Genomic DNA, 24,450 nt, shown 5'->3' on the forward strand with positions numbered 1-24,450 from the left:
TCTCCTGGTGAATTCGTTTTATGTCTTGCGCGTGACTTCGCCGTCGCGGGCCAGCAACGTGGCCGCGACGATATCGTCCGCGAGATCGATGTTCAGGGCGCCTTCCGTCGTGATAATCAGCTTGAGGAAGTCGAGCAGGTTGCGTGCGTATAAAGACGACGCGTCGGCGGGCACCATCGAGGCCAGGTTCGTATAGCCGACGATCGTCACGCCGTGTTTGCTCACGACCTGGTCCGCCTCGGTGAGCGGACAGTTGCCGCCGCGCCGGCCTTCGTACTCCGCGCCGCGGCCCGCCGCCAGGTCGATCAGCACCGAGCCGGGTTTCATCGCCTGCACCGTTTCCACTGAGATCAGCGTCGGCGCGGCGCGGCCAGGAATCAGCGCGGTGGCGATCACCACGTCGGCCTGTTTCGCGCGCTCATGAACGAGCGCAGATTGCCGTTGCAGCCACGACGGCGGCATCGGCCGCGCATAACCGCCGACGCCCTGCGCGGCTTCGCGCTCCTCGTCGGTTTCATAGGGCACGTCGAGAAACTTGGCGCCGAGCGATTCGATCTGCTCCTTCACCGCCGGACGCACGTCGGACGCCTCGATCACCGCGCCCAGGCGCTTGGCGGTCGCGATCGCCTGCAAGCCCGCCACGCCCGCGCCGAGAATCAGCACGCGCGCCGCTTTCACGGTGCCCGCGGCGGTCATCAACATCGGCATGAAGCGCGGATAAAGCGTGGCCGCCAGCAGCACCGCCTTATATCCCGCGATGTTCGCCTGTGACGACAACACGTCGAGGCTCTGCGCGCGCGTGGTGCGCGGCGCGGCTTCGAGCGCGAAGGCGGTGACGCCGGCTGCCGCGAGTTTCAACGCGTTTTCGGCGTTGAACGGATCGAGCATGCCGATCAGCGTCGCGCCGCGCTTGAGGAGCGGCAGTTCGGCATCGGTTGGAGACTGCACCTTGAGGACGAGATCGGCGCCGAACGCCGTGGCCGCGTCGGCGATTTCGGCGCCGGCGGCTGTGAAGGCATCGTCAGGAAAGCTCGCGCCGGAACCGGCGCCGCTCTGGATGGTGACCCGATGGCCCTGGGCCACGTACTTCTTGACCGTTTCGGGCGTCGCGGCGACGCGGGTTTCGTGCGCGCGCGTCTCGGCTGGCACTCCGATGTGCATCGTTGTTCCTCCTCGACTTCCTGTTTTACGACAGATCGCCGACGAGGCACGCCGGCTTACGAGTGCAACGGCTAACGCCTCACTTTAACCGAAACACGGGGGTGCGCAGAAATCGGGGACAATCCGGGGGCGCCCGGCCGGCCGGGCGGCTTGCACATCGCAGCCGCTGCGTACGCAATCCCCGGCTCTCGGGCCCATGCGCCTGCCGCCAGCCAAGGCGAGCCGTCGCCCGCAGCCGGTCGCCCAGCCGGTCGCCCGCATTCCGGCAGCCCCCGCCCATAAACGGTAAAATGCGCAGCCATGAAACCGGAAACCTGGTTGCCGCACGTGACCGTCGCGGCCATCGTCGAGCGCGACGGGCGCTTTCTCATGGTCGAGGAAAATACCGCCGACGGCCTGCGCCTGAATCAGCCCGCCGGCCATCTGGAGGCGGGTGAAACGCTTCTGCAAGCGGTGATCCGCGAAACGCTCGAGGAGACCGCCCATCCCTTCGAACCCGAAGCGCTGGTCGGCATGTACATGACGCATTTCGAGCGGCCCGGCAGCGAGGGGGTGACGTATCTGCGCTTCACCTATTGCGGCACGGGCGGCGAACCGAACGCGGAGTGCGCGCTCGATCCCGACATCGCCCGCACGCTATGGATGAGCGCCGACGAATTGCGCGCCTGCGCCGAACGGCATCGCACGCCGCTCGTCATGCAATGCCTCGACGACTACCTCGCGGGCCGGCGTTTCCCGCTCGACTTCGTGCATACGCATTCGGTCGCGCAAAAACGGCCGTAGGCTGACGAGCGGCCAACCCACGATCAATGAAGTCACGCAGTACCCAGTGAGCATCTTATGAGCAAGCAGAAAGTCGTAGTAGGCATGTCGGGCGGCGTCGATTCGTCGGTGACCGCATGGCTGCTGAAGGAACAGGGCTACGACGTGGTCGGCCTGTTCATGAAAAACTGGGAAGACGACGACGACAGCGAATACTGCTCGACGCGGCAGGACTGGATCGACGTCGTGTCGGTGGCGGACCTGATCGGCATCGACGTCGAAGCGGTCAACTTCGCGTCCGAATACAAGGACCGCGTGTTCGCCGAATTCCTGCGCGAATATTCGGCCGGCCGCACGCCGAATCCGGACGTGCTGTGCAATGCCGAAATCAAGTTCAAGGCCTTTCTCGACCATGCAATGTCGCTCGGCGCGGAAACCATCGCGACCGGCCACTACGCACGCGTGCGTGAGAACAACGGCCGCTTCGAATTGCTGAAGGCGTTCGACCATACGAAGGATCAGTCGTACTTCCTGCATCGGCTGAATCAGGCGCAGTTATCGAAGACGCTGTTTCCGTTGGGCGAGATTCCCAAGACCAAGGTGCGGGAGATCGCCGAACAGATCGCCCTGCCGAACGCGAAGAAAAAAGATTCGACGGGCATCTGCTTCATCGGCGAACGGCCGTTCCGCGATTTTCTGAATCGCTATCTGCCGACCAGGCCGGGCCCGATGAAAACCACCGACGGCAAAGTGGTCGGCGAACACATCGGCCTCGCGTTCTACACGTTCGGCCAGCGCAAGGGCATCGGCCTCGGCGGCAGCAAGGACGGCAGCGGCGAGCCGTGGTTCGTCGCCGGCAAGGACATTCCGTCGAACACGCTGTACGTCGCGCAGGGCCACGATCATCCGTGGCTGCTCAGCCATACGCTCACTGCAGGCAATACGAGCTGGGTCGCGGGGGAGCCGCCCGCGGACGGCTTCGCGTGCGGCGCGAAAACCCGTTACCGGCAAGCGGATGCGCGCTGCACGTTCGGTGCGGCGGCAAGCGCGGGTGCAAGCGCGGCAAACCCCGGCGAAGGCCTCTTCGAGCTGAACTTCGACACTGCGCAATGGGCTGTCACACCGGGGCAATCGGCGGTGCTCTACGATGGCGACGTGTGTCTCGGCGGCGGCATCATCGAACACGCGGTGACCGGGCAGCCGACGGCGCGTCAGCCGCAAACGGCCGCGCTGCTGACCGCTCGCTAGGCGCCGCGTTGCACCGTGCGGCAAGGTTCGTCATCGCCGCACGCGTTTTACCTTCACGCTTCAAGTTCACACCGCGTCTTCTGATTCGACACTGCGCGCTCCACGCGTGCGTTGCATCTTCAAGTCGCAGCCAGCTTCACCATAAGAAGCAGTCGTTCGTTTTCACTCGTGGGCGGATTCCGCCGGCGCAATCCGCGCCGACGATCCTCACTGCACCGGAGTCTCCATGTTTTCTCGGCGTTATCTGGCCATGTGGTGCGCAGCCGTGCTGCTCGCCGTTTGCGCGGCGCTCGCCGCAACGCACCGCATTGCGTGGTTCTGGCTCATCGTGCCGGCGGCGCTCGTCGCGCTCGGGGTATTCGACCTGGCGCAGCAGCGCCACGCGATTCTGCGCAACTATCCGTTGTGGGGACACTTGCGCTTTCTGTTCGAATTCATCCGCCCGGAAATCCGCCAGTATTTCGTCGAGAACGATACCGACGAGAAGCCGTTCTCGCGCGCTCAGCGCAGCATCGTCTACCAGCGCGCGAAGAACGACGTCGACAGCCGCCCCTACGGCACCGAACTCGACGTCAAGGCCGTCGCGCACGAATGGATCAGTCATTCGCTCGCGCCGACCAGGCTGGATAGCCACGACTTTCGCATCGTCGTGGGAAGCGAGCGCGCGCAGCCTTACTCGATGTCGATCTTCAACGTCTCCGCGATGAGCTTCGGCTCGCTGTCCGCGAACGCGATCATGGCGCTGAACCTCGGCGCGAAGAAAGGCAACTTCGCGCACGACACGGGCGAAGGCTCGATGTCCAGGTATCACCGCGAGCATGGCGGCGACATCATCTGGGAAATCGCTTCGGGCTACTTCGGCTGCCGCAACGACGACGGCTCCTTCAGCGCGGAGAAATTCGCCAGGCAGGCCGCCGAGCCGCAAGTGAAGATGATCGAAGTGAAGCTCTCGCAAGGCGCGAAGCCCGGTCACGGCGGCGTGCTGCCGGCCGCCAAGATCACGCCCGAAATCGCCGAAACGCGCGGCGTGCCGATGGGCCGCGATTGCATTTCGCCCGCCACGCATTCGGAGTTCTCGACGCCGCGCGGCCTGCTCGAATTCGTCGACCGCTTGCGCACGCTGTCCGGCGGCAAGCCGACCGGCTTCAAGCTGTGCATCGGCCATCCGTGGGAATTCTTCGGCATTGCGAAGGCGATGCTGGAGACGGGAATCTTGCCGGACTTCATCGTCGTGGACGGCGCGGAAGGCGGCACGGGCGCGGCGCCGCTGGAATTCACCGACCACGTGGGCGTGCCGTTGCAGGAAGGGCTGCTGCTCGTGCACAACACGCTGGTCGGCATCGGCTTGCGGCAACGCATCCGCATCGGCGCGAGCGGCAAGATGATCACCGCGTTCGACATCACGCGGACGCTGGCGATCGGCGCCGACTGGGTGAACGCGGCGCGCGGCTTCATGTTCGCGGTCGGCTGCATTCAGGCGCAGACCTGCCACACCGGGCGCTGTCCGACCGGCGTCGCGACCCAGGACCCGGTGCGCCAGCGTGCGCTCGTCGTGCCGGATAAGGCCGACCGCGTGTTCAGCTTCCATCACAACACGCTGCATGCGCTGAAGGAAATCATTCAGGCGGCGGGCTTGAAGCATCCGGCGGAATTGCGCGCGCATCACCTCGTGCGACGGGTGTCGTCGCATGAGGTGCGGTTGATGTCGGAGTTGTTGAAGTATCTGGAGCCGAACGATCTGCTGAACGGCACCTATCGCTATTCGCTGTATGAGAAGTGGTGGCCGGTGGCGCAAAGCGATTCGTTTGCGCCGAAGGTGGGGTTGGCGGTGGCTTGAGTCGGATTCCGTCCGACCCCGCAAAACGGACACCCCCCTCCCCTTTCCGTTAAAATCCAAGGTTTAGCACTTCGCTCCACGGTCGCCTCGCGCGCTTCGGCGCTCGCGGCGCGACCCCATGCCCGAAAGGCACTTCATGCTCACGTTTCAGCAAATCATCCTGACAATGCAGTCCTACTGGGACAAGCAGGGTTGCGCATTGCTCCAGCCGATCGACATGGAAGTCGGCGCGGGCACGTCCCACGTTCATACGTTTCTGCGCGCGGTCGGCCCGGAACCGTGGCGCGCAGCCTATGTGCAACCGTCGCGCCGTCCGAAAGACGGCCGCTACGGCGAGAACCCGAACCGCCTTCAGCATTACTACCAGTACCAGGTGGTGCTCAAGCCGGCGCCCGAAAATATCCTCGATCTGTACCTCGGCTCGCTCGAAGCGCTCGGCTTCGACCTGAAGCAGAACGACGTGCGTTTCGTCGAGGACGATTGGGAAAACCCCACGCTCGGCGCATGGGGCCTCGGCTGGGAAGTGTGGCTGAACGGCATGGAAGTGACGCAGTTCACCTACTTCCAGCAAGTGGGCGGTCTCGATTGCAAGCCGGTGCTCGGCGAAATCACCTACGGTCTCGAACGCCTCGCCATGTACTTGCAGAAGGTCGAGAACGTCTACGACCTCGTCTGGACCGAGTGGGAAGAACAAGGTCCGAACGGCCCCGAAATCCGCCGCCTGACCTACGGCGACGTGTACCACCAGAACGAAGTCGAACAGTCCACGTATAACTTCGAGCATGCGAACGTCGAGTTGCTGTTCTCGATCTTCAACAGCTACGAGGCGGAAGCGAGGCGCATGATCGAGGCGCAAATCGCGCTGCCCGCCTACGAACTGGTGCTGAAGGCCGGTCACACCTTCAATCTGCTCGACGCGCGCGGCGCCATTTCCGTCACGGAGCGCGCGGCGTATATCGGCCGCATTCGTGCGCTATCGAAGCTGGTCGCGCAGGCTTACTACGATTCGCGCGAAAAGCTCGGCTTCCCGATGCTCGGCAATCCGGTGCACGGCGTGCCCGGCCTTACCACCGACGCGCAAGATGCCGCGATGCCCGCCTGGGCGCCGCCGCTGAAAGTCGAACGCAAGATCGACCAGGACTGACGAGAACACCAAGAAATGACTCATCCCCACCAAGCTACCCTGCTCGTCGAGCTGCTAACCGAAGAACTGCCGCCCAAGGCGCTCGCGCGTCTCGGCGAGGCCTTCGCCGAAGGCATTGCGCAGCGCCTCGCGGCGCGCGACCTGATCGAAGGCGACCTGTCGTTCGAACGCTACGCAACGCCGCGCCGTCTCGCCGTCACGATTAAAAACGTGCGTGCGGTCGCGCCGGAAAAACACGTGCGCGAAAAAGTGCTGCCGGTTTCCGTCGCATTGGACAAAGACGGCCAACCCGCCGCGCCGCTTGCCAAGAAACTCGCCGCGCTCGGCTTCCCCGATTTTTCGGTGAGCGACCTGGAGCGCGCGCAAGACGGCAAGGCGGAGGCCTTCTTCCTGCGTTACGCGGCGCCGGGCGCCACGCTCGCCGAAGGACTGCAAAGCGCGCTCGACGAAACGCTCGGCAAGCTGCCGATTCCGAGGTTCATGACGTATCAGCGCCCGGACGGCACCAATGTGCAGTTCGTGCGTCCCGCGCATCGTCTCACCGCACTGCACGGCGAGCGGATCGTGCCGGTCAGCGCGCTCGGCATCGACGCCGACGACACCACGCTCGGTCATCGCTTCCTATCCGAAGGCTTCGTGCAGATCCAGCACGCGGACGCCTATGCCGACACGCTGATGCACAAAGGCCGCGTGGTCGCCAATTTCTCCGACCGCAAGGAAACCATCCGCACGCACCTGCTCGCGCAAGCCGACGGCGACCAGGTGGTGATGCCCGAAGCGCTGCTGGATGAAGTGACGTCGCTGGTCGAATGGCCGGTGGTCTACGCCTGCCGTTTCGAGGACGAGTTCCTGCAAGTGCCGCAGGAATGCCTGATCCTGACGATGCAGACGAACCAGAAATACTTCGCGCTCACGGATGCGAACGGCAAGCTGCGCTCGCGCTTCCTGATCGTGTCGAACATCGAAACGGCCACGCCAGGCGATATCGTCGAAGGTAACGAGCGTGTGGTGCGGCCGCGCCTGGCCGACGCGAAATTCTTCTTCGAGCAGGACAAGAAGAAGCCGCTCGCCGAGCGCGTGCCGCTGCTCGCGAACGTCGTGTATCACAACAAGCTGGGTTCGGCGCTGCAACGCGTCGAGCGCGTCGAAGCGCTGGCCGGCGCGATCGCCGGGTTGATCGGCGCGGACGTGGCGCTCGCCATGCGCGCCGCGCGTCTCGCAAAGGCCGACCTGATCACCGACATGGTGGGCGAATTCCCTGAGCTCCAAGGCACGATGGGCACGTACTACGCGCGCCACGACGGCGAGCCGGAAGAAGTCGCGCTCGCGTGCTCGGAACACTATCAGCCGCGCTTCTCCGGCGACGCATTGCCGGCCACCGCAACCGGCACCGTCGTCGCGCTGGCCGACAAGCTCGAAACGCTGGTCGGCATCTGGGGCATCGGCCTGCAACCCACCGGCGAAAAAGATCCGTTCGCGCTGCGCCGTCACGCGCTCGGCGTGCTGCGCATCCTGATCGAGAAGCAACTGCCGGTCGACGTGATCGAACTGCTGCGCACCGCTTACGCGCAATTCGCCGCGGTGCCGAACGTCGCCGATTCCACGCAGGCGATCTACGAATTCTGCATGGACCGCCTGCGCGGTCTGCTGCGCGAACGCGGCTACGCGCCAGGCGAAATCGACGCGGTGCTGGCGCTCGATCCCACGCGTCTCGACGACATCGTCGCGCGTCTGGATGCGGTGCGCGAATTCGCGGCACTCGCCGAAGCAGCATCGCTCGCCGCGGCCAACAAGCGCATTTCCAACATCCTGAAGAAGTCGGAAGGCGCGACGAACGGCGGCGTGCAGGCCGCGCTGCTCGTCGAGTCGGCGGAAAAAGCCCTGCATGCGCAGCTCGAACAGGTCGCGCCGCGCGTGCAATCGCAGCTTGCCGCACGCGACTACACGGGCGCGCTAACCGCGCTCGCCGCGTTGCGCGAATCGGTCGACACGTTCTTCAACGACGTGATGGTGAACGCCGAGGATGCCGCGCTGCGCGCCAATCGTCTGGCCTTGCTCGGCGCGCTGCATCAGCAGATGAATTGCGTCGCCGACATTTCCCGACTCGCCGCCTGAGCCCCGCGCCATGCCGACCAAAAAAGTGGTGATCCTCGACCGCGACGGCGTGATCAACGCCGACTCCGACGCGTTCATCAAGTCGCCCGACGAATGGGTCGCGCTGCCCGGCTCGCTCGAAGCCATCGCGCGGCTGAGCCAGGCCGGTTATCGCGTCGCGGTTGCGACCAACCAGTCCGGCATCGGCCGCGGGCTCTTCGACATGAACGCGCTCAACGCGATGCATCTGAAAATGCATCGCATGGCGGCGGCGGTCGGCGGGCGCATCGACGCGGTGTTCTTCTGCCCGCACACGGCGGACGACCACTGCGAGTGCCGCAAGCCGAAGCCGGGCATGCTGCAGATGATCATCGAGCGCTTCGACGTCGATCCGGAACATACGCCCACGGTCGGCGATTCGCTGCGCGATCTGCAAGCGGGCGCCGCGCTCGGCTGCCCGATTCATCTGGTGCTGACCGGCAAGGGCCGTAAGACGCTCGCGGCCGGCGGCCTGCCCGAAGGCACGCGCGTCCACGACGATCTGCGCGCGTTCGTGCTCGACTTTCTCGCCGACGCTCAAGAGTGACGCGCGCCACGCGCGTCCCCAACCCTCACCGACCACGCCGATGCGCTTCATTCGTTCTTTCCTGCTGCTGATCTACTTCGTTCTGTTCACGGTGCCGTACGCAACCGCGTGCTTCATCGCGTTCCCGTTCATGCGCGCCGACCACCGCTACTGGATGGCGGCCGGCTGGTGCCGCGCCACGCTCAACACGGTGCGTTGGCTGAACGGCATCCGCTACAGGATCGAAGGCTATGAGAACCTGCCCGACGGTCCCGCCGTGCTGCTGTCCAAGCATCAATCCGCATGGGAAACGCTGGCGTTTCCGGCGTTGATGCCGCGGCCGCTGTGCTATGTGTTCAAGCGCGAGCTGCTGTACGTGCCGTTCTTCGGCTGGGCGCTCGGCATGCTGAAGATGGTTCACATCGACCGCAAGGAAGGCAAGTACGCGTTCGAGTCGGTCATCAGGCAAGGCAAGGCGCGCATGGCCGAAGGCGCATGGGTCATCATGTTTCCGGAAGGCACGCGCACGCCGACCGGCAAGCAGGGCAAATACAAAACCGGCGGTGCGCGTTTTGCGATCGCCACCGGCGCACCCGTCGTGCCGATCGCGCACAACGCCGGACGCGTGTGGCCTCGCAACTCGTTTCTCAAATATGCGGGTATAGTCACAGTGTCGATCGGCAAGCCGATTGAGACGACGGGGCTCACGCCCGACGAAGTGAACACGCGCGTCGAAAAGTGGATCGAAGCTGAAATGCGTCGCATCGATCCAACCGCGTACCGCGCGGCGGAAAGCAGTTCCGCCGCCGCACCAATCTGACGCGCCCACGCCCTCGAAGGCGTATTTGCGCGAAGCCTAATCCGATGCAGAAGTCTCCTACGCCGCAAGCCGCTGCGGCGCTCGATAACCGGCAGCTCGATCTCCCGCTTTTTGCCGAGCCGGGATCGACGTCGTCGTCACCGTCACCATCCGCGCCTGCGCCCGGCTCTTCAACGGGCTCGCAAGGCGGCCAGCAACCGGCCGTGCCGCTCGCGCCGGACGGCAGCAAATTGCGCAGCCTCGCGCTCGGCTCACGCACGCTCCATTACGCGCTCAAGCGTTCCGCGCGCCGCTCGATTGGTTTTGCAATCGACAGCACCGGTCTCACGATCACCGCACCACGCTGGGTCACGCTCGCCGATATCGAAACCGCGATCACCGAGAAGCAGCGGTGGATTTTCACGAAGCTAATCGAATGGCAAACGCGTGTGGAGCAGCGCGCGTTGCCGAAGGTCGATTGGAAAGACGGCGCGCAAGTGCCGTATCTCGGCCAGCCGGTGCGCGTGACACTCGGTTCGCCGCAAGGCACGCTCGCGTTCAGCGCGGACGATGCGGCGCTGCAACTGCCGTTGCCGCTACAAGCGGATCCGCAGCAGATCAAGGACCGCGTGCAAGGCTGGCTGCAAGGCGAAGCGAAGCGCGTGTTCGGCGAGCGTCTGGCGATTTACGCGGAGAAGCTGGGCGTGAACTATCGCGCCTATGCGCTCTCGTCGGCGGCCACGCGCTGGGGCAGTTGTTCGAGCGACGGCAAGATTCGCCTGAACTGGCGGCTGATCCATTTTCCGCTTTCGATCATCGATTACGTCGTCGCGCACGAACTCGCGCATTTGCGTGAGATGAATCACAGTCCGCGCTTCTGGCAAACGGTCGAGTCGATTTTTCCGGAGTTCCGCGAAGCGCGGCAGACGTTGAAGTCGCATCCGCCGGAATTGCTGCCGACGCTTTGATGCGGCTCACTCCGTGCAGAACGTTTCCTGCAAATGGCGCCACGTCACCCGGCCGTGCGCGTCGAGGTTCATCACCGCCGTGGAGCGCCGCACGTTCGCGTTGCCCGCGTTGTCGCGCTGATACTCCCGATATTTCACCACCGCGCCCGACGGATAGTCCGCGACGATCTCCCTATCGCGGATGCTGATCCGCGAGCCGGGACGCGCGCCGCGCAGCTTCGCGAAGGTCTCGCGCAACGCGGCGTGATCCAGCACGAGACCGGACGGCATGATCAACGTGAATGGCTCGGCGAAACGCGCCATGATGCGCTCGAGCGCACCGTCATCCGCTGAGCCGTCGAACAGAGCCTCGATTTCGACGTGGATGTCGTCGAGTTCCTTGAAGTAGGGATTGCTGTTATTCATTGCCCGATCTCGGCCAGGGACGCGTGTCTTACGTCATTTCTTCTTCTGGATGAACTCGATCTTGTAGCCGTCCGGGTCCGTCACGAACGCGATCACCGTGGTGCCGTGCTTCATCGGGCCCGCTTCGCGCACGACGTTGCCGCCTTGGGCCTTGATCTTTTCGCATGCGGCATACGCATCTTCAACCTCGACGGCCAGATGCCCGAAGCCGTTGCCGAGATCGTAGGACGGCGTGTCCCAGTTGTGCGTCAGTTCGATGACCGTGCCGTCGCGCTCGTCCGTGTAGCCGACGAAGGCCAGCGTGAATTTGCCGTCGGGATAGTCGTCACGGCGCAGCAGTTTCATGCCGAGGAGTTCGGTATAGAAAGCGATGGAACGGTCCAGGTCGCCGACCCGGAGCATGGTGTGAAGCAGGCGCATTGTGCACTCCCTGTTGCGTGATATGGAGACCGTCAATGTACCCGGAATCACGCGGCGCTGCAGCGCGCCACACGCCGCGAGGCGTGCTCAGAACCGATGCCGCACGCCCGCCATCAAGCCGATCTGCGTGCCCTTCTGCGCGAGTCCCGCGCCGTTCACGCCTTGCAGTTGCGCGCCGATCAGACCGCCCCGATAGAGCGAGTAATCGCCTTCCAGATAGACGTCGGTGCGCTTCGAGAGGTCGTAGTCGGCGACCAGTTGATACTGCCAGGCGGAGCCGTCCTGCGCGGCGCGCTTGCCGTCCTGCAGCGTGCGCCATACGTTCGCGGCGAAGTGCCATGCATTGCCGACTTGCTGCGTGATGCCGCCCATGATCATGCGGCGCCGCGAAAAGTCCGTGTACTTCAGCGCCACGAGCGCGGCCGCGGAGAACGGCCCGTTGGCGAACGTCGAAAAGCCGGCGTCGTTCTGATTGACGATATAGCCCGCGGAAAAACGGGTCTTGTTCCACGTGTACGCGCCGCCGAAGGTCCATGCCGTGGCGGCCGAGCCGTTGACCGAATCCTTCGACACTTCATAGGCGCCGCCAATGCTGAACGGACCGCCCGCCGGCGCATAAGCCGCGGCCGCGCCGATCTGGCTGCCGTATGAATTGCCCGCGTTGCCGCCGAACGCGTAGCCCGCGGCGAAATTGAAGCCGTTATATCGCGCCTGATACTGCACCTGGTTGCTGGTCCAGATACCGCCGGTCATCGTCACTTCCGGCTGGAAGCTGAAATCGTAGGGGATCCAGAGATTGCTGCCGTAGCCGGCCACCGAGATGCCTTCGATCATCAGGTTGTACTGGCGCCCAATGATCACCTGGCCATAAGCATTCGAGCGGATGCCCACTTGTGCTTCGTTGAAGAACGGCAAGGTGGGGTCGCTCTGCCCGCCGTTGATATAAAAACGATTTTCCAGCTTGAAGAAAGTCGACCAGCCGCCGCCCAGATCCTCGACGCCCTTGAGCCCCCAGCGGCTCTCCGTCATGCCGCCGGCGCCGAGCGCGAGCGACGAATCGCCGGCCTTGTTGGCGTGGGTCAGATAACGCACGCTTTCGTCGACCACGCCGTACAGCGTCACACTGGACTGAGCCTGCGCCATCGGGCAAGCCAACGACGCCAGCGCCGCGGGCATCACGATCGCCGTCCACCTCCTTGCCTTGCTCATCTCGTCTCCTCGTCCGGATTCCGCATTGTGCGGATACGGTTCGTCGGTTTTGGCGGCACGAATCGACTCATCACACGCACGGTCCACCCGACGAAACGCATGTGGCGCAACCTTAGCGCGAAACGTCGACGGTAAGAAATTAGTGTGACGTGGGTGTTGTTAAGTCCGCGAATCGTGGGCGGCGAAGAACGAAGCACGCGCGGGCGGTGGGGTCATCGCGAAGCTCGGCGGGCAGGTTTGTTATCGTACGGCCAGCAATCACCGACCCTTCATTTGGCCATCCCCCCATGAGCACTACCGCCCTGCCCGCGCGCCGCGCACCCGATAGCTTCGCGATCGTGCTGATGATCGGTTTGTGCGCGATCTGGGGACTCCAGCAAGTCGCGATCAAGAGCACCAACGCGGCGCTGCCGCCGCTCTTTCAGGCGGGCTTGCGCTCGGCGATCGCCGCCGTGCTGGTGTGGGGCTGGGCGCGTTCGCGCGGCACGCCGCTCTTTCGCGACGACGGCACGCTCGCCGCCGGCCTGCTCGCGGGCGTGCTGTTCGCCGGCGAATTCGTGTGCATTTTTCTCGGTCTGACGCTGACCAGCGCGTCGCGCATGGCGGTCTTTCTGTACACCGCGCCCTGCTTCACGGCGCTCGGCCTGCACTGGTTCGTCGACGGCGAGCGCATGCGGCGGATTCAGTGGGTCGGCATCTTCGCGGCGTTCGCGGGCATGACGCTGGCGTTCGCGGACGGCTTTCTGCACGGCCCTCCGGCGCAGGGCTCGACGCTGCGAGGGGTCGCCGGCGACGCGCTCGGCGTGCTGGCCGGCGTCGCCTGGGCCGCGACCACGGTGGTCGTGCGCGCCACGCGCCTCGCGCAATCGAGCGCCAGCAAGACGCTGTTCTATCAACTGACGGTGTCGGCGGTGGTGCTGCTCGCGCTAGCGCTGGGACTCGGCCAGGCGCGCGTCGAAGCCGTCACGCCGCTGGCCGTGATGAGCCTCGCGTATCAGGCGGTGGTCGTCGCGTTCGTCAGCTATCTGGTGTGGTTCTGGTTGTTGACGCGGTATAGCGCGTCGCGCCTGTCGGTGTTCTCGTTCCTCACGCCGCTGTTCGGCGTGACCTTCGGCGTGCTGTTGCTGGGCGAATCGTTCAGCCTGCGCTTTCTGATGGCGGCGGTGCTGGTGTTGACCGGCATTGGGCTCGTCAACGCGCCGGCAAAACGGGTTGCCGATTAAGGGCTGAGGAGATTTTCAGGTGCGCCGGCAAGCGCATGGCGCGCCTCGTTCGAACGAACCTGTTTGTGACTGACCGACACGGCACGCGGCAACTCAAGCTTCGTCCGCGTCGCTCCCACCGGCTGCCGCGCCGCGCGACGGCAGCGCCTGAACCACCTGCGTCACGCGCACATATTCGGCAACCGGCACATCTTCCGCGCGACGCTGCAAATCGAAGCCGAGCGCGTCGAAGTCCACCGAATCGCGAAACGCGGCCAACGTGTTGCGCAGCATCTTGCGGCGCTGCGAGAACGCCGCCGTCACCACTTCGCCGAGCACGCGCTCGTTCACGGCCGGCAGTTCATGCAGTTCGTAGGGAATCATCCGCACGATCGCCGAGTCGACCTTGGGCGGCGGATTGAAGGCTTCGGGCGGCACGTCGAGCTGCTTGTCGATCACGTAACGGTATTGCAGCATCACCGAAAGACGGCCGAACGCCTTGGTGCCCGGCTCCGCCACCATCCGCTCGACGACTTCGTTCTGCAGCATGAAGTGCTGATCGATGACGCGCTGCGCGAACGCGGTCAGATGAAACAGCAGCGGGCTCGAAATGTTGTACGGCAGATTGCCGACGATGCGCAGCGACGCTTTATCTCCGGGCGCGGCCAGCGAGCCGAAGTCGAAGGCGAGCGCGTCGCCCGCATGCAGTTGCAGCAGGTCGCCGAATTTCGTCTTGAGACGCCCGATCAGATCGCGGTCCAGTTCGACGGCGTGCAACGGCGACTCGGCTGTCGCGAGGCGTTCGATCAGCGGTTCGGTGAGCGCGCCGAGACCCGGCCCGATCTCGACCATGCGTTCGCCGCGCTGCGGCCGGATGACGTCGACGATCGAATCGATCACGCCCATGTCGACCAGGAAGTTCTGACCGAAACGCTTGCGTGCGATATGACCTTGGTGCCGGCCCTGTTGCTGTCTGCTGGTGGACATCGAAGAAACGCTAAGAAAGAGAACTGCTTGAGAAAAAGAGCACGCTCGACGCATGGCTCGACGCATGCCGAGCCCGCGACGACGGGCCGCGCGCAGCAAGCCGCCGAATCAGCCCGCGCGGCGGTGCTGCGCCATCGACACCGCCGTATCGATCGCGGCGATCAGGCTGCCCGCGTCGGCGCGACCGGTGCCGGCCAGATCGAGCGCGGTGCCGTGATCGACCGAGGTGCGGATGATCGGCAAGCCGAGCGTGATGTTGATGCCTTCGCCGAAGGTCGCGTATTTCAGCACCGGCAGGCCTTGATCGTGGAACATCGCCAGCACGCAGTCGGCCTCGTCCAGGTAACGCGGCTGGAACAGCGTGTCGGCCGGATAGGGCCCGCGCGCGTCGATGCCCTGGTCATTCGCGAGCTTCAGGGCCGGCGCGATGACGTCGATTTCCTCGCGGCCGAGATAACCGTTTTCACCCGCGTGCGGGTTCAACCCCGTCACGAGAATGCGCGGCGCGGGCAAGCCGAAATGGTGGCGCAAGTCGTGATCGACGATGCGCAAGGTCTCGACGATGCCCTCGACCGACAGCGCGGCGGAGACGTCCTTGAGCGGCAGATGCGTGGTAGCCAGCGCGACGCGCAGCGGACGCTTGCCGGTGCCGGCCAGCATCATCACCACGCGCGGCGTGTGGGTGCGCTCGGCCAGATATTCGGTGTGGCCGGTGAACGGCACGCCGGCGTCGTTGATGGTGCTTTTTTGCAGCGGCGCGGTGACGATCGCGTCGAAGGTGCCGGCCATCGCGCCGTCGATCGCGCTATCGAGCAGATCGAGCACGTAGCGGCCATTGGCCGCGTTCAGCTTGCCCGCCTGCGAAGGTGCGCCGAGCGGCCGGTGCTGCACCTGCACGCGCTTGCCGTGCGCCAACAGCGCGGCCCAGTCGACGCCCACCGCGCGCGCGCGGTCGGCGAGCAAAGCCGCATCGCCCAGCACGGTGAACTCCGCGCCGGGCCAATGGGTTGCCGCGCCGGCCAGCGCCTGCGCCGTCAGCTCGGGGCCGACGCCCGCGGGCTCGCCGGTCGTGATGGCGATCTGCAACGGAAGGCTGGCGGACGGCGCGGCGCTTGTCATGAGGCTTATGGCAAAGCCGAGAGGTTCGGCTTCACTTCCACGTAGGCGGTGTCGCGCAATTCGCGCAGCCAGTCGGCGTAGGCCTGTTCCGCCTTGCGCTGGCCGATTGCCTGACGCGCCAGGTCCATCTGCTGCGCGGCCGAGCCTTCCGATTCGCGACGGCCCAGCACCTGAATCAGGTGGTAACCGTATTCGCTGCGGACCGGGTCGCTGATCTGGCCGTCCTGCAGGCTGTTCATCGCGCGCTCGAAGTCCGGCACCGTCTCGCCGGGGCTGATCCAGCCGAGGTCGCCGCCTTGCGACGACGAACCGTCTTGCGAGTAGGTGTGCGCGAACTTCGCGAAGTCGCCGCCCGCGGCGATCTGGTTCTTGATCTCGAGCAGCTTCTGGCGCGCTTGCGGCTCCGACATGCCGTCGCCGACGCGCAGCAGAATGTGGCGCACGTGCGTTTGCACGAGCTTGACGGCATCCGCCGAGCCGGCGCCTTGACCCGCGCGGCGCTCGACGAGGCGCACGATTTCGAAACCGTCGCTGGTGCGGATCAGATCGGGATTGACCTGACCGGGGCGCAGCGCGGAGGCCGCCTTGACGAACTCAGGCGGCAGCCTGGAAGGCGACACGAAACCGGTATCGCCGCCCTTCGACGCATCGGGCGCCTGCGAATTCGACTTCGCCAGCTTTTCGAAGTTGGCGCCGCCCTTGGCTTCGGCGAGCAGCGCCTGGGCCTTTTTCTGCGCCGCTTCGATGTCGGTTTCCGACGCGTTGAGCGGCGCCTTCAGGAAAATGTGCTGCATATGCAGGTCGCTCGTCAGGCCGGCGTTCGGGCCACGCTGACTGGCGATGTAGTTCGCGACCTCGGCGTCCGAGACCGTGACCTTGCTGTCCACTTCCTTCTCACGCAGACGCGAGAGCGTGAGCTCGGTGCGCGCGTCGCTGGTGAAGGTGGTCCAGGGCACGCCTTGCGCCTCGATGCGCGCGCGATAGGTGTCGAGCGTGAGGTTGTTCGCCTGGGCGAGCCGCTCGAGCGTTTTTTGCACGGTGGCGTCGTCGATGTTGATGCCGTCTTCTTTCGCTTTTTGCAGTTGGATGCGTTCGAGCACCATCTGGTTGAGCACCTGCTGGCGCAGCTGGTCCGTCGGCGGAAGGGGCGCGTTCTGCTGATTCAGCCGGCGCGTGATCAGGCTCGTGCGCTCGTCGAGTTCGCGCCGCGTGATGACACCGTTGTTGACCACTGCGGCGATGGTGTCGACCGTCTGGCCGCGACCGCCGTTCAGCGCCTGCGCCTGCACCGGCGCAACCGACAGGAAAGACGCCGCGGCGGCAAGACCGGCCGCGAGTGTTGCCAAGCGAAGCTTTTTCATGATTGCCACAGATACTCCAATGATGTCGGGCGCGCCTGGCCCGTCTTTTCGCATTCTATAAACGACCGCTGTCGGACCAGCGTCATTCGTAATTGGTGAAGCGCGCTTCCGGCGGCGGCGGCGGCGGCAACGGCGTGTAACCCGCCACGCTGTTGCGGAAAGCGGTCATCAGCCCGTTGTCGACGGTCGACAAGCCCTTGAACGTCAACTGCGCGAGAAACCGCGTGCTCGACTGATGCTGCGACGACGTGTTCAGACCGTTCGCATAGCGCTGAATCCCGGCGCCGAGCGTCCAGCAGTCGGCGTCGTATTGCAGTCCGACCAGGCCGTCGACGATCCGATGCCCGCCGAGGTCGTAATTGAAACGGCCCACGCCGTACACCCGGTGCGACAGCGGCCATTGCCCCGAAATCAGCACCTGGTTGATCGGCTGGTTGTCCAGCGTGGTGTTCGCGCGCGTGTAGCGATACGCGACGTTGATCACCCTGTTGGTGCCCGGACTGAACCCGAAGCCGATGCTCGTCTTCACCAACTGGTTGTTGTCGGCATTATATTGGAACGCGGTTTCCGAAGCGAAACCGGCGCCGAGCTTGATCGACGCCCCCGCGATCAGGTCCGAATGCGTGGCCTGCGTGCTGGTCTGATTCGGCAGCAGCGTGACCCGCTGGTCCTGGAAATAGTACTGCTGCGCGAGCACGAAGCGCGCGCGCTCGTCGCCGGTGGCCGGGTTGATGAAGCGCGTGGTGATGGCTGCGGTCAGACGGTTCGCGTCCGCGATCCGGTCGTTGCCGACGAAGGTGTTCGGCGTGAAAATCTCCGCCAGCCCGAAGTCGGAATCGGCCGTGTCGAACAGCGGCGCCGACGCCTGGTTGCGATACGGCGTGTACACGTAGTACAGCCGCGGCTCGAGCGTCTGAATGTAATCCTGGCCGAAGAGGCGCACCGAACGGTCGAAAATCAGCCCCGTGTCGAAGGTGAGCGTGGGGATCGATTCGTTGAAGTTCTTCGGCGTGCCAGCCGGCACGTCGTTCGAAATGTTGTTCAGGTTGTACGACGCGAAGTGCCATTGCACCTTCGGCGTGACGAAGTAGCCCGGCCCGACCACCGAATACGAGAGGTACGGGTTGAACATCACCCGCTGACCTTGCGTCATGTCCTGGGTGGTGATGCGGAAATTCGTGTAGTCGGCTTCCGCGCCGAAGTCGAAGCCGCCGACGTTGTACTTCGCGTACTTCACGTTCAACTGCGGCTCGCGGCCATACGGCGCGATGGACGGCGTCAGCGTCTGCCAGTGCTGTTCGCGCGCGAGCACCGACCACGGACCGTTGTTGTACGTCAACCCGGCTTCCTGTTGATACAGGAGCTGGGTGCCGTTCATGAACTGATTGACCGACGACGACAGGTCTTCCGGATACGTGTTGTCCGAGACCTTGTTGTAGTAGATGTAGCCGCCGAACCCGTTGCCGAAGTTCTGGTTGTGCTGAATGTACAGCGCGTAGCGGTTGGTGCGGGTGAGCCGGTCGTTGGGCAGGAATTCGCCGGTGATCGAGCCCGCGTAGGTCGGCGACAGATAACGGAACGTGGACTGCACCTGCACGCCGCGCTTCGAGATCACACGCGGCGTGATCGTCAGATCGCGATTGGGCGCGATGTTGAAGTAATACGGCACTGACAGTTCGAAGCCGTTCGACGAACTCAGCGAGAACGTGGGCGGCAAGATGCCGCTGCGCCGCGCGCCCGAAAGCGGGAACGACAGCCACGGCGACGCGAATACCGGCAAGCCCTGGAAGAACAGCACGCTGTTATAGGCGACGCCTTCGTCCGCGCCGGTGTCGAAATCGAATTCGCTGCCCTTGATGTACCAGGCGGGATCGTCCGCGCACGCGCAGGCGGTGTAGGTGCCCTTCGTAAATACCGAGCGCTCGTTGTCGAGCAGATCGACGCGCTCCGCGCTGCCCGAGCCGCCCGTGATGTTGAAGCGGTACTTCGGCGCGGACATGTAGCCTTCGCTCGAATCCACACGCAGATGCGCTTCCGGTCCGGCGAACGAGTTGCCGTTGTTGATCACGCGAACCTGGCCGTATGCGTCGGCCATGTCGGTGTCCTGGTCGTAATGCAGCGCGTCGGCCTTGATCACCGCGGTATTGCGGCGCACTTCGGCCGAGCCCTTGGCGGCCATGTCCTGGTCCGTCGTGCCGCTGGTGCTGTCGCCAAGCACGAACGTGGCCGGCTTCTGGCCAGCCGGCAACGGGTGTTCTTCGAGCTGCGGGGCGAGCCGCATGCCCCAGGGTGCGTCGATCGGTTGCGGCTGCGCGGCTTCCCCAACCAACTGGGCGTGCGCAAGCGCGGGCATCAGGCCCGGAACGGCGATCAACGCCGCGACGAGCCGCCTTTTGCGTGGCACTAAGGCACAAGAGGGAATCGTATGGGAAAGCTGTCTAGGCGGCATGTATCGTTTGGCGAATCGGCCCGTCCGTCAGCTTTCGTAGTCACGATCCACCGCCTGCGCACCACGACCGTGACAGTCGGCTGCACATCAAATTTACAATCGGTCGAACGGTGAGGCGGGCGGCAAAGCGGAATACGCGAAAAGCTGGCGTGAGTCGCGTCAAAAAAGTCGTGGGGTATTATATGGCAAGACGTTGCCCCCCTGAATTTGCCGCCGGTTTTCATGACGCTGCCCCCTTCCAAAGACTTTACAGATACCCGCCTCGAACTGCTCAAGGCCTGGCTGCACGGCCATGCGGCGCGCTATGCGCTCGTGCTGGAGACGCTCGCCCCGGCCTCGTCCGACGCCAGTTTTCGCCGCTATTTCCGGCTCGCCGGTAAGGCGGCGGAAGGCGACGACATCGGCACGCTGATCGCCGTCGATGCGCCTCCGCCCGAAAAGTGCCGCGAGTTCGCGCAGATCGCGCAGTTGCTCGACGCGGCCAGCGTGCATGTGCCGCGCGTGCTGGAGCTCGATCTGGAGGCCGGGTTCATGCTCGTCACCGATCTGGGCACCGACTCTTATCTGAGCGCGCTGACCGGCGCGCAAGACGATGCGCGCGACGCGCAAGACACCAACGCGCCGCGCCGCGCCCGCACGCTGATGCGCGACGCCCTCGATGCGCTGATCCGTTGGCAGCTCACGTCGCGTGAAAACGTGCTGCCGCCATTCGACGAAGCCTTCCTGCGCCGCGAGATGGAGTTGATGCCGGAATGGTTCATCGCCCGGCACCTGGGTCGCGAGGTCGACGAAAAAACCCGCGGGCTGCTCGATCGCACCTTCGCGCTGCTGATCGCGAGCGCGCGGGCGCAACCGCAAGTGTTCATGCTGCGCGATTTCATGCCGCGCAATCTGATGATCGCGGAACCCAATCCGGGCGTGCTCGACTTCCAGGACGCGGTGTACGGCCCGATCACCTACGACGTGGCCTCGCTGCTGCGCGACGCGTTCCTCAGTTGGGACGAAGAGTTCGAACTGGATTGCTTCGTGTACTACTGGGAGCGCGCGAAAAAAGCCGGCCTGCCGGTCGACCCCGACTTCGGCGAGTTCTACCGTCAGCTCGAATGGATGGGCCTGCAACGGCACATCAAGGTGCTGGGCCTGTTCTGCCGGATCAACTATCGCGACAGCAAGCCGCATTACATGAAGGATCTGCCGCGTTTCATCGGCTATGCGCGCAAGGTGGCTGAACGCTATGCGCCGCTGCGTCCGTTCGCGAAGCTGCTCGACGATCTCGAAGGCCGCGCGAATGAAGTCGGCTACACCTTCTGACCGATGACGATGCCCCTGAAGAAAGCGATGATTTTCGCCGCGGGCCGCGGCGAACGCATGCGTCCGTTGACCGACGCGTGCCCCAAGCCTTTACTCGAGGTGGGCGGCAAGCCGCTGATCGTGTGGCAGATCGAACGGCTCGCGAGCGCCGGCTTTCAAACCATCGTGATCAACCATGCATGGCTCGGCGAGCGGATCGAAGCCGCGCTCGGCGACGGCTCGCGCTGGCATGTCCAGTTGCGCTATTCGGCCGAGCACGAAGCGCTGGAAACGGCGGGCGGAATCGTGCAGGCCTTGCCGCTGCTCGAAGAGCACGGCGCTAGCGAAGTATTCGTCGCGGTCAGCGGTGACGTATACGCCGATTACGATTACGCCGCGTTGAACGCACCGGCTGCCCGGCTCGCGGCAATGCCCGAGCCGGGCATGCATCTGGTGATGGTGCCGAACCCGGCGTTTCATCCGGCAGGCGACTTCGGTTTGGTCGGCGGCGCGCTCTCGCTCGATGCACAGCCGCGCTTCACGTTCGGCAATATCGGCCTTTACGACACGCGCATGTTTCGCGATCTGCCGCGCGGCACGCGGCGCGCGCTCAGGCCGTACTACCGCGAGACGATCGCGCGCGGCCTGGCGAGCGGCGAGTTATTCGAAGGCTTGTGGGAAAACGTCGGCACGCCGGCGCAGTTGCACGCGTTGGATGAGCGTTTGAACGGGCGCTGAGAAATACTCGCTGAAAAGCGCGCACCGAGAAGCCCGCACCGAGAAGCCCGCACCGGAAAGCAGTAAATCAACGCCCGCCTTCGCCCGCGTCGATCGCGCTCACCGTTTCCGGCGTCTCTGCCGCGCGTTGCTGCTGCAACGCCCACATCTGCGCGAACAGGCCGTTCGCGCGCAGCAATTCGGCGTGCGTGCCGCGCTCGACGATCCGCCCTCTATCCATCACGATGATCTGCTGTGCGTGCACCACCGTCGACAGCCGGTGCGCGATGATCAGCGTCGTGCGCTCGCGGGCGATCTGGTCGAGTTCGTGCTGAATGGCGCGCTCCGAACGTGAATCGAGCGCGGAGGTCGCTTCGTCGAACAGCAGGATCGGCGGGTTCTTGAGGATGGTCCGCGCAATCGCGACCCGCTGCTTCTCGCCGCCCGACAGTTTCAACCCGCGCTCGCCGACCGGCGTCTCATACCCTTTCGGCAAGCCTTCGATGAATTCGTGAATGTGCGCCGCGCGCGCCGCCGCGATCACTTCCTCGCGTGTCGCCGACGGCCGGCCATAAGCGATGTTGTAATAGATCGAGTCGTTGAACAGCACGGTGTCCTGCGGCACGATGCCGATCGACGCGCGCAGCGAATCCTGCGTGACGTCGCGAATATCCTGACCGTCGATGGTGATCGCGCCACCCGTCGCGCGGTCCAGATCGTAGAAGCGGAACATCAACCGTGCGAGCGTGGATTTGCCCGAGCCGCTATGACCGACCACCGCCGTGGTGGTGCCGGCAGGAATCGTGAAACTCACGTCGTACAGAATCTGCCGCGCCGGCTCATACGCGAAGTTCACATGCTCGAAGCGCACTTGCGCGCCGCTCACCTTCAACGCCGGCGCGTTCGGCAGATCGGGCACTTCCCGCGCGGCGCCGAGCAGCGTGAACATGCGGTCCATGTCGGTGAGACTTTGCTTCAGTTCCCGATACACGACGCCGAGAAAGTTCAGCGGAATATAGAGCTGCAACATGAACGTATTGATCAGCACCAGATCGCCGAGCGTGAGACGCCCGGCCATCACGCCCTCGGTCGCGCGCCACAGAATGAACACGAGCCCCGTGCCGATGATCGCCTGCTGACCGAAATTCAGCGCCGACAGCGAGCGCTGCGACTTGATCGCCGCCGTGCGGTAGCGCTTGAGGTTTTCGTCGTAGCGCTGCGCTTCCCACTCTTCGTTGCCGAAGTACTTCACGGTCTCGTAGTTAAGCAGCGAATCGATCGCGCGCGAGTTCGCCTTCGAATCGAGATCGTTCATCGTGCGGCGAAAATGCGTGCGCCATTCGGTGACCTTCACCGTGAAAACGATGTACACGGCGAGCGCGATGAACGTGACCACCGCGTAATACGCCTCGTATTTGACGACGAAAAAACCAAGCACGAGACCGACTTCGACGAGCGTCGGCAGAATGCTGTACAGCGAATACGAAATGAGTTGCGTGATGCCGCGCGTGCCACGCTCGATGTCGCGCGACATGCCGCCCGTCTGCCGTTCGAGATGGAAGCGCAGCGACAGCGCATGCAAATGGCGGAACACCTTCAGCGCAAGTTGGCGCACCGCGCTTTCGGTCACTTTCGAAAACAGGATCTCGCGCAACTCGGTGAAGAGCGAGGTGGAGAGCCGCACCACCGCATATGCGACCACCAGCAAGCCGACGCCGCCCAGCAGCACGATACCCGGCGAATCCTGCGCGCGGCCAAGCGTGGTGAGATGCTGCACCGAGGCGAGATTGTCGACGATCCGCTTCATCACGATCGGCACGCCGAGGTTGGCGATCTTCGCGCCGATCAGGCAACTCAGCGCGAACGCGACGCGCCATTTGTACGTGGCGAGATACGGCAGCAGCGACAGGATCGTCTGCCAGTCGTTGCGCGGCTGGGTGGAAATCGGCGAGGGTTCGGACGAGGGCGTGCGGCGCATGGGATCGGCTGGGGAGAGTGTGGAAGCGACGGAGTTCGCAGCGAACGGCGCGCGCGACGACACTTGAGTGACCCAGCGGACGCGGCCTCCCGGCCCGTCACACTGGTTTTTGTCGCGCGACCCGGCTGGGCGCTTTCCCGTACAATTCCTAGTCTTTCCATTGTCGCAGAAGCCGGCTGGCGCCGCTTTCCACGGGTTGTCCGGCCCATCGTTCACGTTGGCCGCGCGGTCGTGCCCCACGGCCGTGTCGTACCGTTGTCGTGAATCCCCGCCTGCCGGTCGAGCCGACCGAGCCACATACGTTTTCAAGGGTGTCCCGATGACCGATCTTCCGCAACTCCCGCAAAAGCCTTGCGCGCTGCGCGTCGTGCCGCAGCCGTCGGACGCGAATGTCCATGGCGACGTGTTCGGCGGCTGGATCATGGCTCAGGTGGACATAGCCGGCTCCATTCCGGCGAGCCGCCGCGCCAACGGGCGGGTCGCCACCATCGCGGTCAATTCGTTCGTGTTCAAGCAGCCGGTGTTCGTCGGCGATCTGCTGAGTTTTTACGCGGATATCGTCAAGACGGGCAACACGTCGGTGACGGTGTCGGTCGAGGTCTACGCGCAGCGTATGAGCCTGACGCAAGATGTCGTGAAGGTGACCGAGGCGACCCTGACCTACGTCGCCACCGACAGCGACCGCCGTCCGCGCGCGCTGCCGGTGCTGGACTGAGCGGCTCGCGCAAAGAGGCT

21 protein-coding genes are annotated in these 24,450 nt (G+C 64.5%); 12 read left to right on the top strand and 9 right to left on the bottom strand.

The genetic code is table 11. The features are described from left to right. Positions 1-18: 18 nt before the first annotated feature. Entirely contained in the window at positions 19-1,161 is a 1,143-nt protein-coding gene (locus tag BUE39_RS08740; RefSeq protein ID WP_073428248.1) for a Re/Si-specific NAD(P)(+) transhydrogenase subunit alpha, read from the bottom strand. Between the two features lie 300 nt (positions 1,162-1,461). Between BUE39_RS08740 and BUE39_RS08745 the strand changes: the two genes are divergently transcribed. The 8 genes from BUE39_RS08745 (at position 1,462) to BUE39_RS08780 (ending at position 10,578) form a co-directional block, all read left to right on the top strand. Continuing rightward, positions 1,462-1,944: an NUDIX hydrolase gene (locus BUE39_RS08745; protein WP_073428249.1), complete on the top strand. Its 483-nt coding sequence runs from the start codon at positions 1,462-1,464 to the stop codon at positions 1,942-1,944. Positions 1,945-2,001: 57 nt separating this feature from the next. Beyond that, entirely contained in the window at positions 2,002-3,171 is a 1,170-nt protein-coding gene (mnmA, locus tag BUE39_RS08750) for a tRNA 2-thiouridine(34) synthase MnmA (protein WP_073428250.1), read from the top strand. 226 nt (positions 3,172-3,397) lie between these two features. After that, positions 3,398-5,008: an FMN-binding glutamate synthase family protein gene (locus BUE39_RS08755; RefSeq protein WP_073428251.1), complete on the top strand. Its 1,611-nt coding sequence runs from the start codon at positions 3,398-3,400 to the stop codon at positions 5,006-5,008. A gap of 136 nt (positions 5,009-5,144) precedes the next feature. After that, positions 5,145-6,152, top strand: coding sequence for a glycine--tRNA ligase subunit alpha (glyQ, locus tag BUE39_RS08760; RefSeq protein WP_073428304.1), 1,008 nt, complete (start codon positions 5,145-5,147; stop codon positions 6,150-6,152). A gap of 15 nt (positions 6,153-6,167) precedes the next feature. Next, complete coding sequence (glyS, locus tag BUE39_RS08765) at positions 6,168-8,267, top strand: glycine--tRNA ligase subunit beta (RefSeq protein ID WP_073428252.1); 2,100 nt, start codon at positions 6,168-6,170, stop codon at positions 8,265-8,267. 10 nt (positions 8,268-8,277) lie between these two features. Next, positions 8,278-8,832 (top strand): D-glycero-beta-D-manno-heptose 1,7-bisphosphate 7-phosphatase, encoded by a 555-nt coding sequence (gmhB, locus tag BUE39_RS08770; RefSeq protein WP_073428253.1) that lies wholly within the window; start codon positions 8,278-8,280, stop codon positions 8,830-8,832. Between the two features lie 40 nt (positions 8,833-8,872). Beyond that, positions 8,873-9,631, top strand: coding sequence for a lysophospholipid acyltransferase family protein (locus BUE39_RS08775; protein WP_073428254.1), 759 nt, complete (start codon positions 8,873-8,875; stop codon positions 9,629-9,631). Positions 9,632-9,675: 44 nt separating this feature from the next. Then, positions 9,676-10,578 carry a M48 family metallopeptidase gene (locus tag BUE39_RS08780; protein WP_073428255.1) on the top strand — a complete coding sequence of 301 codons (903 nt, stop codon included), beginning with the start codon at positions 9,676-9,678 and terminating at the stop codon, positions 10,576-10,578. 6 nt (positions 10,579-10,584) lie between these two features. On the opposite strand, the gene BUE39_RS08785 is transcribed toward BUE39_RS08780, so the two are convergent. The 3 genes from BUE39_RS08785 to BUE39_RS08795 form a co-directional block, all read right to left on the bottom strand. Beyond that, complete coding sequence (locus BUE39_RS08785; protein ID WP_073428256.1) at positions 10,585-10,983, bottom strand: DUF4440 domain-containing protein; 399 nt, start codon at positions 10,981-10,983, stop codon at positions 10,585-10,587. Between the two features lie 33 nt (positions 10,984-11,016). Beyond that, the gene (gloA, locus tag BUE39_RS08790; RefSeq protein ID WP_073428257.1) at positions 11,017-11,403 is read right to left on the bottom strand and encodes a lactoylglutathione lyase; all 387 of its coding nucleotides are present in this window, start codon (positions 11,401-11,403) and stop codon (positions 11,017-11,019) included. 87 nt (positions 11,404-11,490) lie between these two features. Continuing rightward, a complete protein-coding gene (locus tag BUE39_RS08795) occupies positions 11,491-12,612 on the bottom strand; it encodes a porin (RefSeq protein ID WP_073428258.1) in 1,122 nt (373 codons plus the stop codon). Positions 12,613-12,899: 287 nt separating this feature from the next. On the opposite strand from BUE39_RS08795, the gene BUE39_RS08800 reads away from it, so the two are divergent. Next, a complete protein-coding gene (locus tag BUE39_RS08800; protein ID WP_073428259.1) occupies positions 12,900-13,835 on the top strand; it encodes a DMT family transporter in 936 nt (311 codons plus the stop codon). 93 nt (positions 13,836-13,928) lie between these two features. Here the strand turns inward: BUE39_RS08800 and rsmA are convergent, their stop codons facing one another. From rsmA to BUE39_RS08820, 4 genes are all read right to left on the bottom strand, one after another. Then, positions 13,929-14,801: a 16S rRNA (adenine(1518)-N(6)/adenine(1519)-N(6))-dimethyltransferase RsmA gene (rsmA, locus tag BUE39_RS08805; RefSeq protein ID WP_073428260.1), complete on the bottom strand. Its 873-nt coding sequence runs from the start codon at positions 14,799-14,801 to the stop codon at positions 13,929-13,931. 108 nt (positions 14,802-14,909) lie between these two features. Next, positions 14,910-15,920 carry a 4-hydroxythreonine-4-phosphate dehydrogenase PdxA gene (gene pdxA, locus BUE39_RS08810; protein ID WP_073428261.1) on the bottom strand — a complete coding sequence of 337 codons (1,011 nt, stop codon included), beginning with the start codon at positions 15,918-15,920 and terminating at the stop codon, positions 14,910-14,912. A gap of 5 nt (positions 15,921-15,925) precedes the next feature. Further along, complete coding sequence (locus BUE39_RS08815) at positions 15,926-17,290, bottom strand: peptidylprolyl isomerase (RefSeq protein WP_073428262.1); 1,365 nt, start codon at positions 17,288-17,290, stop codon at positions 15,926-15,928. A gap of 73 nt (positions 17,291-17,363) precedes the next feature. Continuing rightward, entirely contained in the window at positions 17,364-19,730 is a 2,367-nt protein-coding gene (locus tag BUE39_RS08820; protein WP_073428263.1) for an LPS-assembly protein LptD, read from the bottom strand. A 222-nt stretch (positions 19,731-19,952) separates the two neighbouring features. Between BUE39_RS08820 and BUE39_RS08825 the strand changes: the two genes are divergently transcribed. Together BUE39_RS08825 and murU are read left to right on the top strand one after the other, a co-directional pair. Further along, the gene (locus BUE39_RS08825; protein WP_073428264.1) at positions 19,953-21,041 is read left to right on the top strand and encodes an aminoglycoside phosphotransferase family protein; all 1,089 of its coding nucleotides are present in this window, start codon (positions 19,953-19,955) and stop codon (positions 21,039-21,041) included. A gap of 3 nt (positions 21,042-21,044) precedes the next feature. Next, positions 21,045-21,758 carry an N-acetylmuramate alpha-1-phosphate uridylyltransferase MurU gene (gene murU / locus BUE39_RS08830; protein WP_073428265.1) on the top strand — a complete coding sequence of 238 codons (714 nt, stop codon included), beginning with the start codon at positions 21,045-21,047 and terminating at the stop codon, positions 21,756-21,758. A gap of 67 nt (positions 21,759-21,825) precedes the next feature. Here murU and BUE39_RS08835 read toward each other — a convergent pair whose 3' ends face one another. After that, a complete protein-coding gene (locus BUE39_RS08835) occupies positions 21,826-23,715 on the bottom strand; it encodes an ABCB family ABC transporter ATP-binding protein/permease (protein ID WP_073428266.1) in 1,890 nt (629 codons plus the stop codon). Positions 23,716-24,034: 319 nt separating this feature from the next. On the opposite strand from BUE39_RS08835, the gene BUE39_RS08840 reads away from it, so the two are divergent. Then, positions 24,035-24,430 carry an acyl-CoA thioesterase gene (locus BUE39_RS08840; protein WP_073428267.1) on the top strand — a complete coding sequence of 132 codons (396 nt, stop codon included), beginning with the start codon at positions 24,035-24,037 and terminating at the stop codon, positions 24,428-24,430. Positions 24,431-24,450: the final 20 nt, after the last annotated feature.

Origin of the sequence: Paraburkholderia terricola (genome assembly GCF_900142195.1) — a bacterium.
GTDB classification, from domain to species: domain Bacteria; phylum Pseudomonadota; class Gammaproteobacteria; order Burkholderiales; family Burkholderiaceae; genus Paraburkholderia; species Paraburkholderia terricola.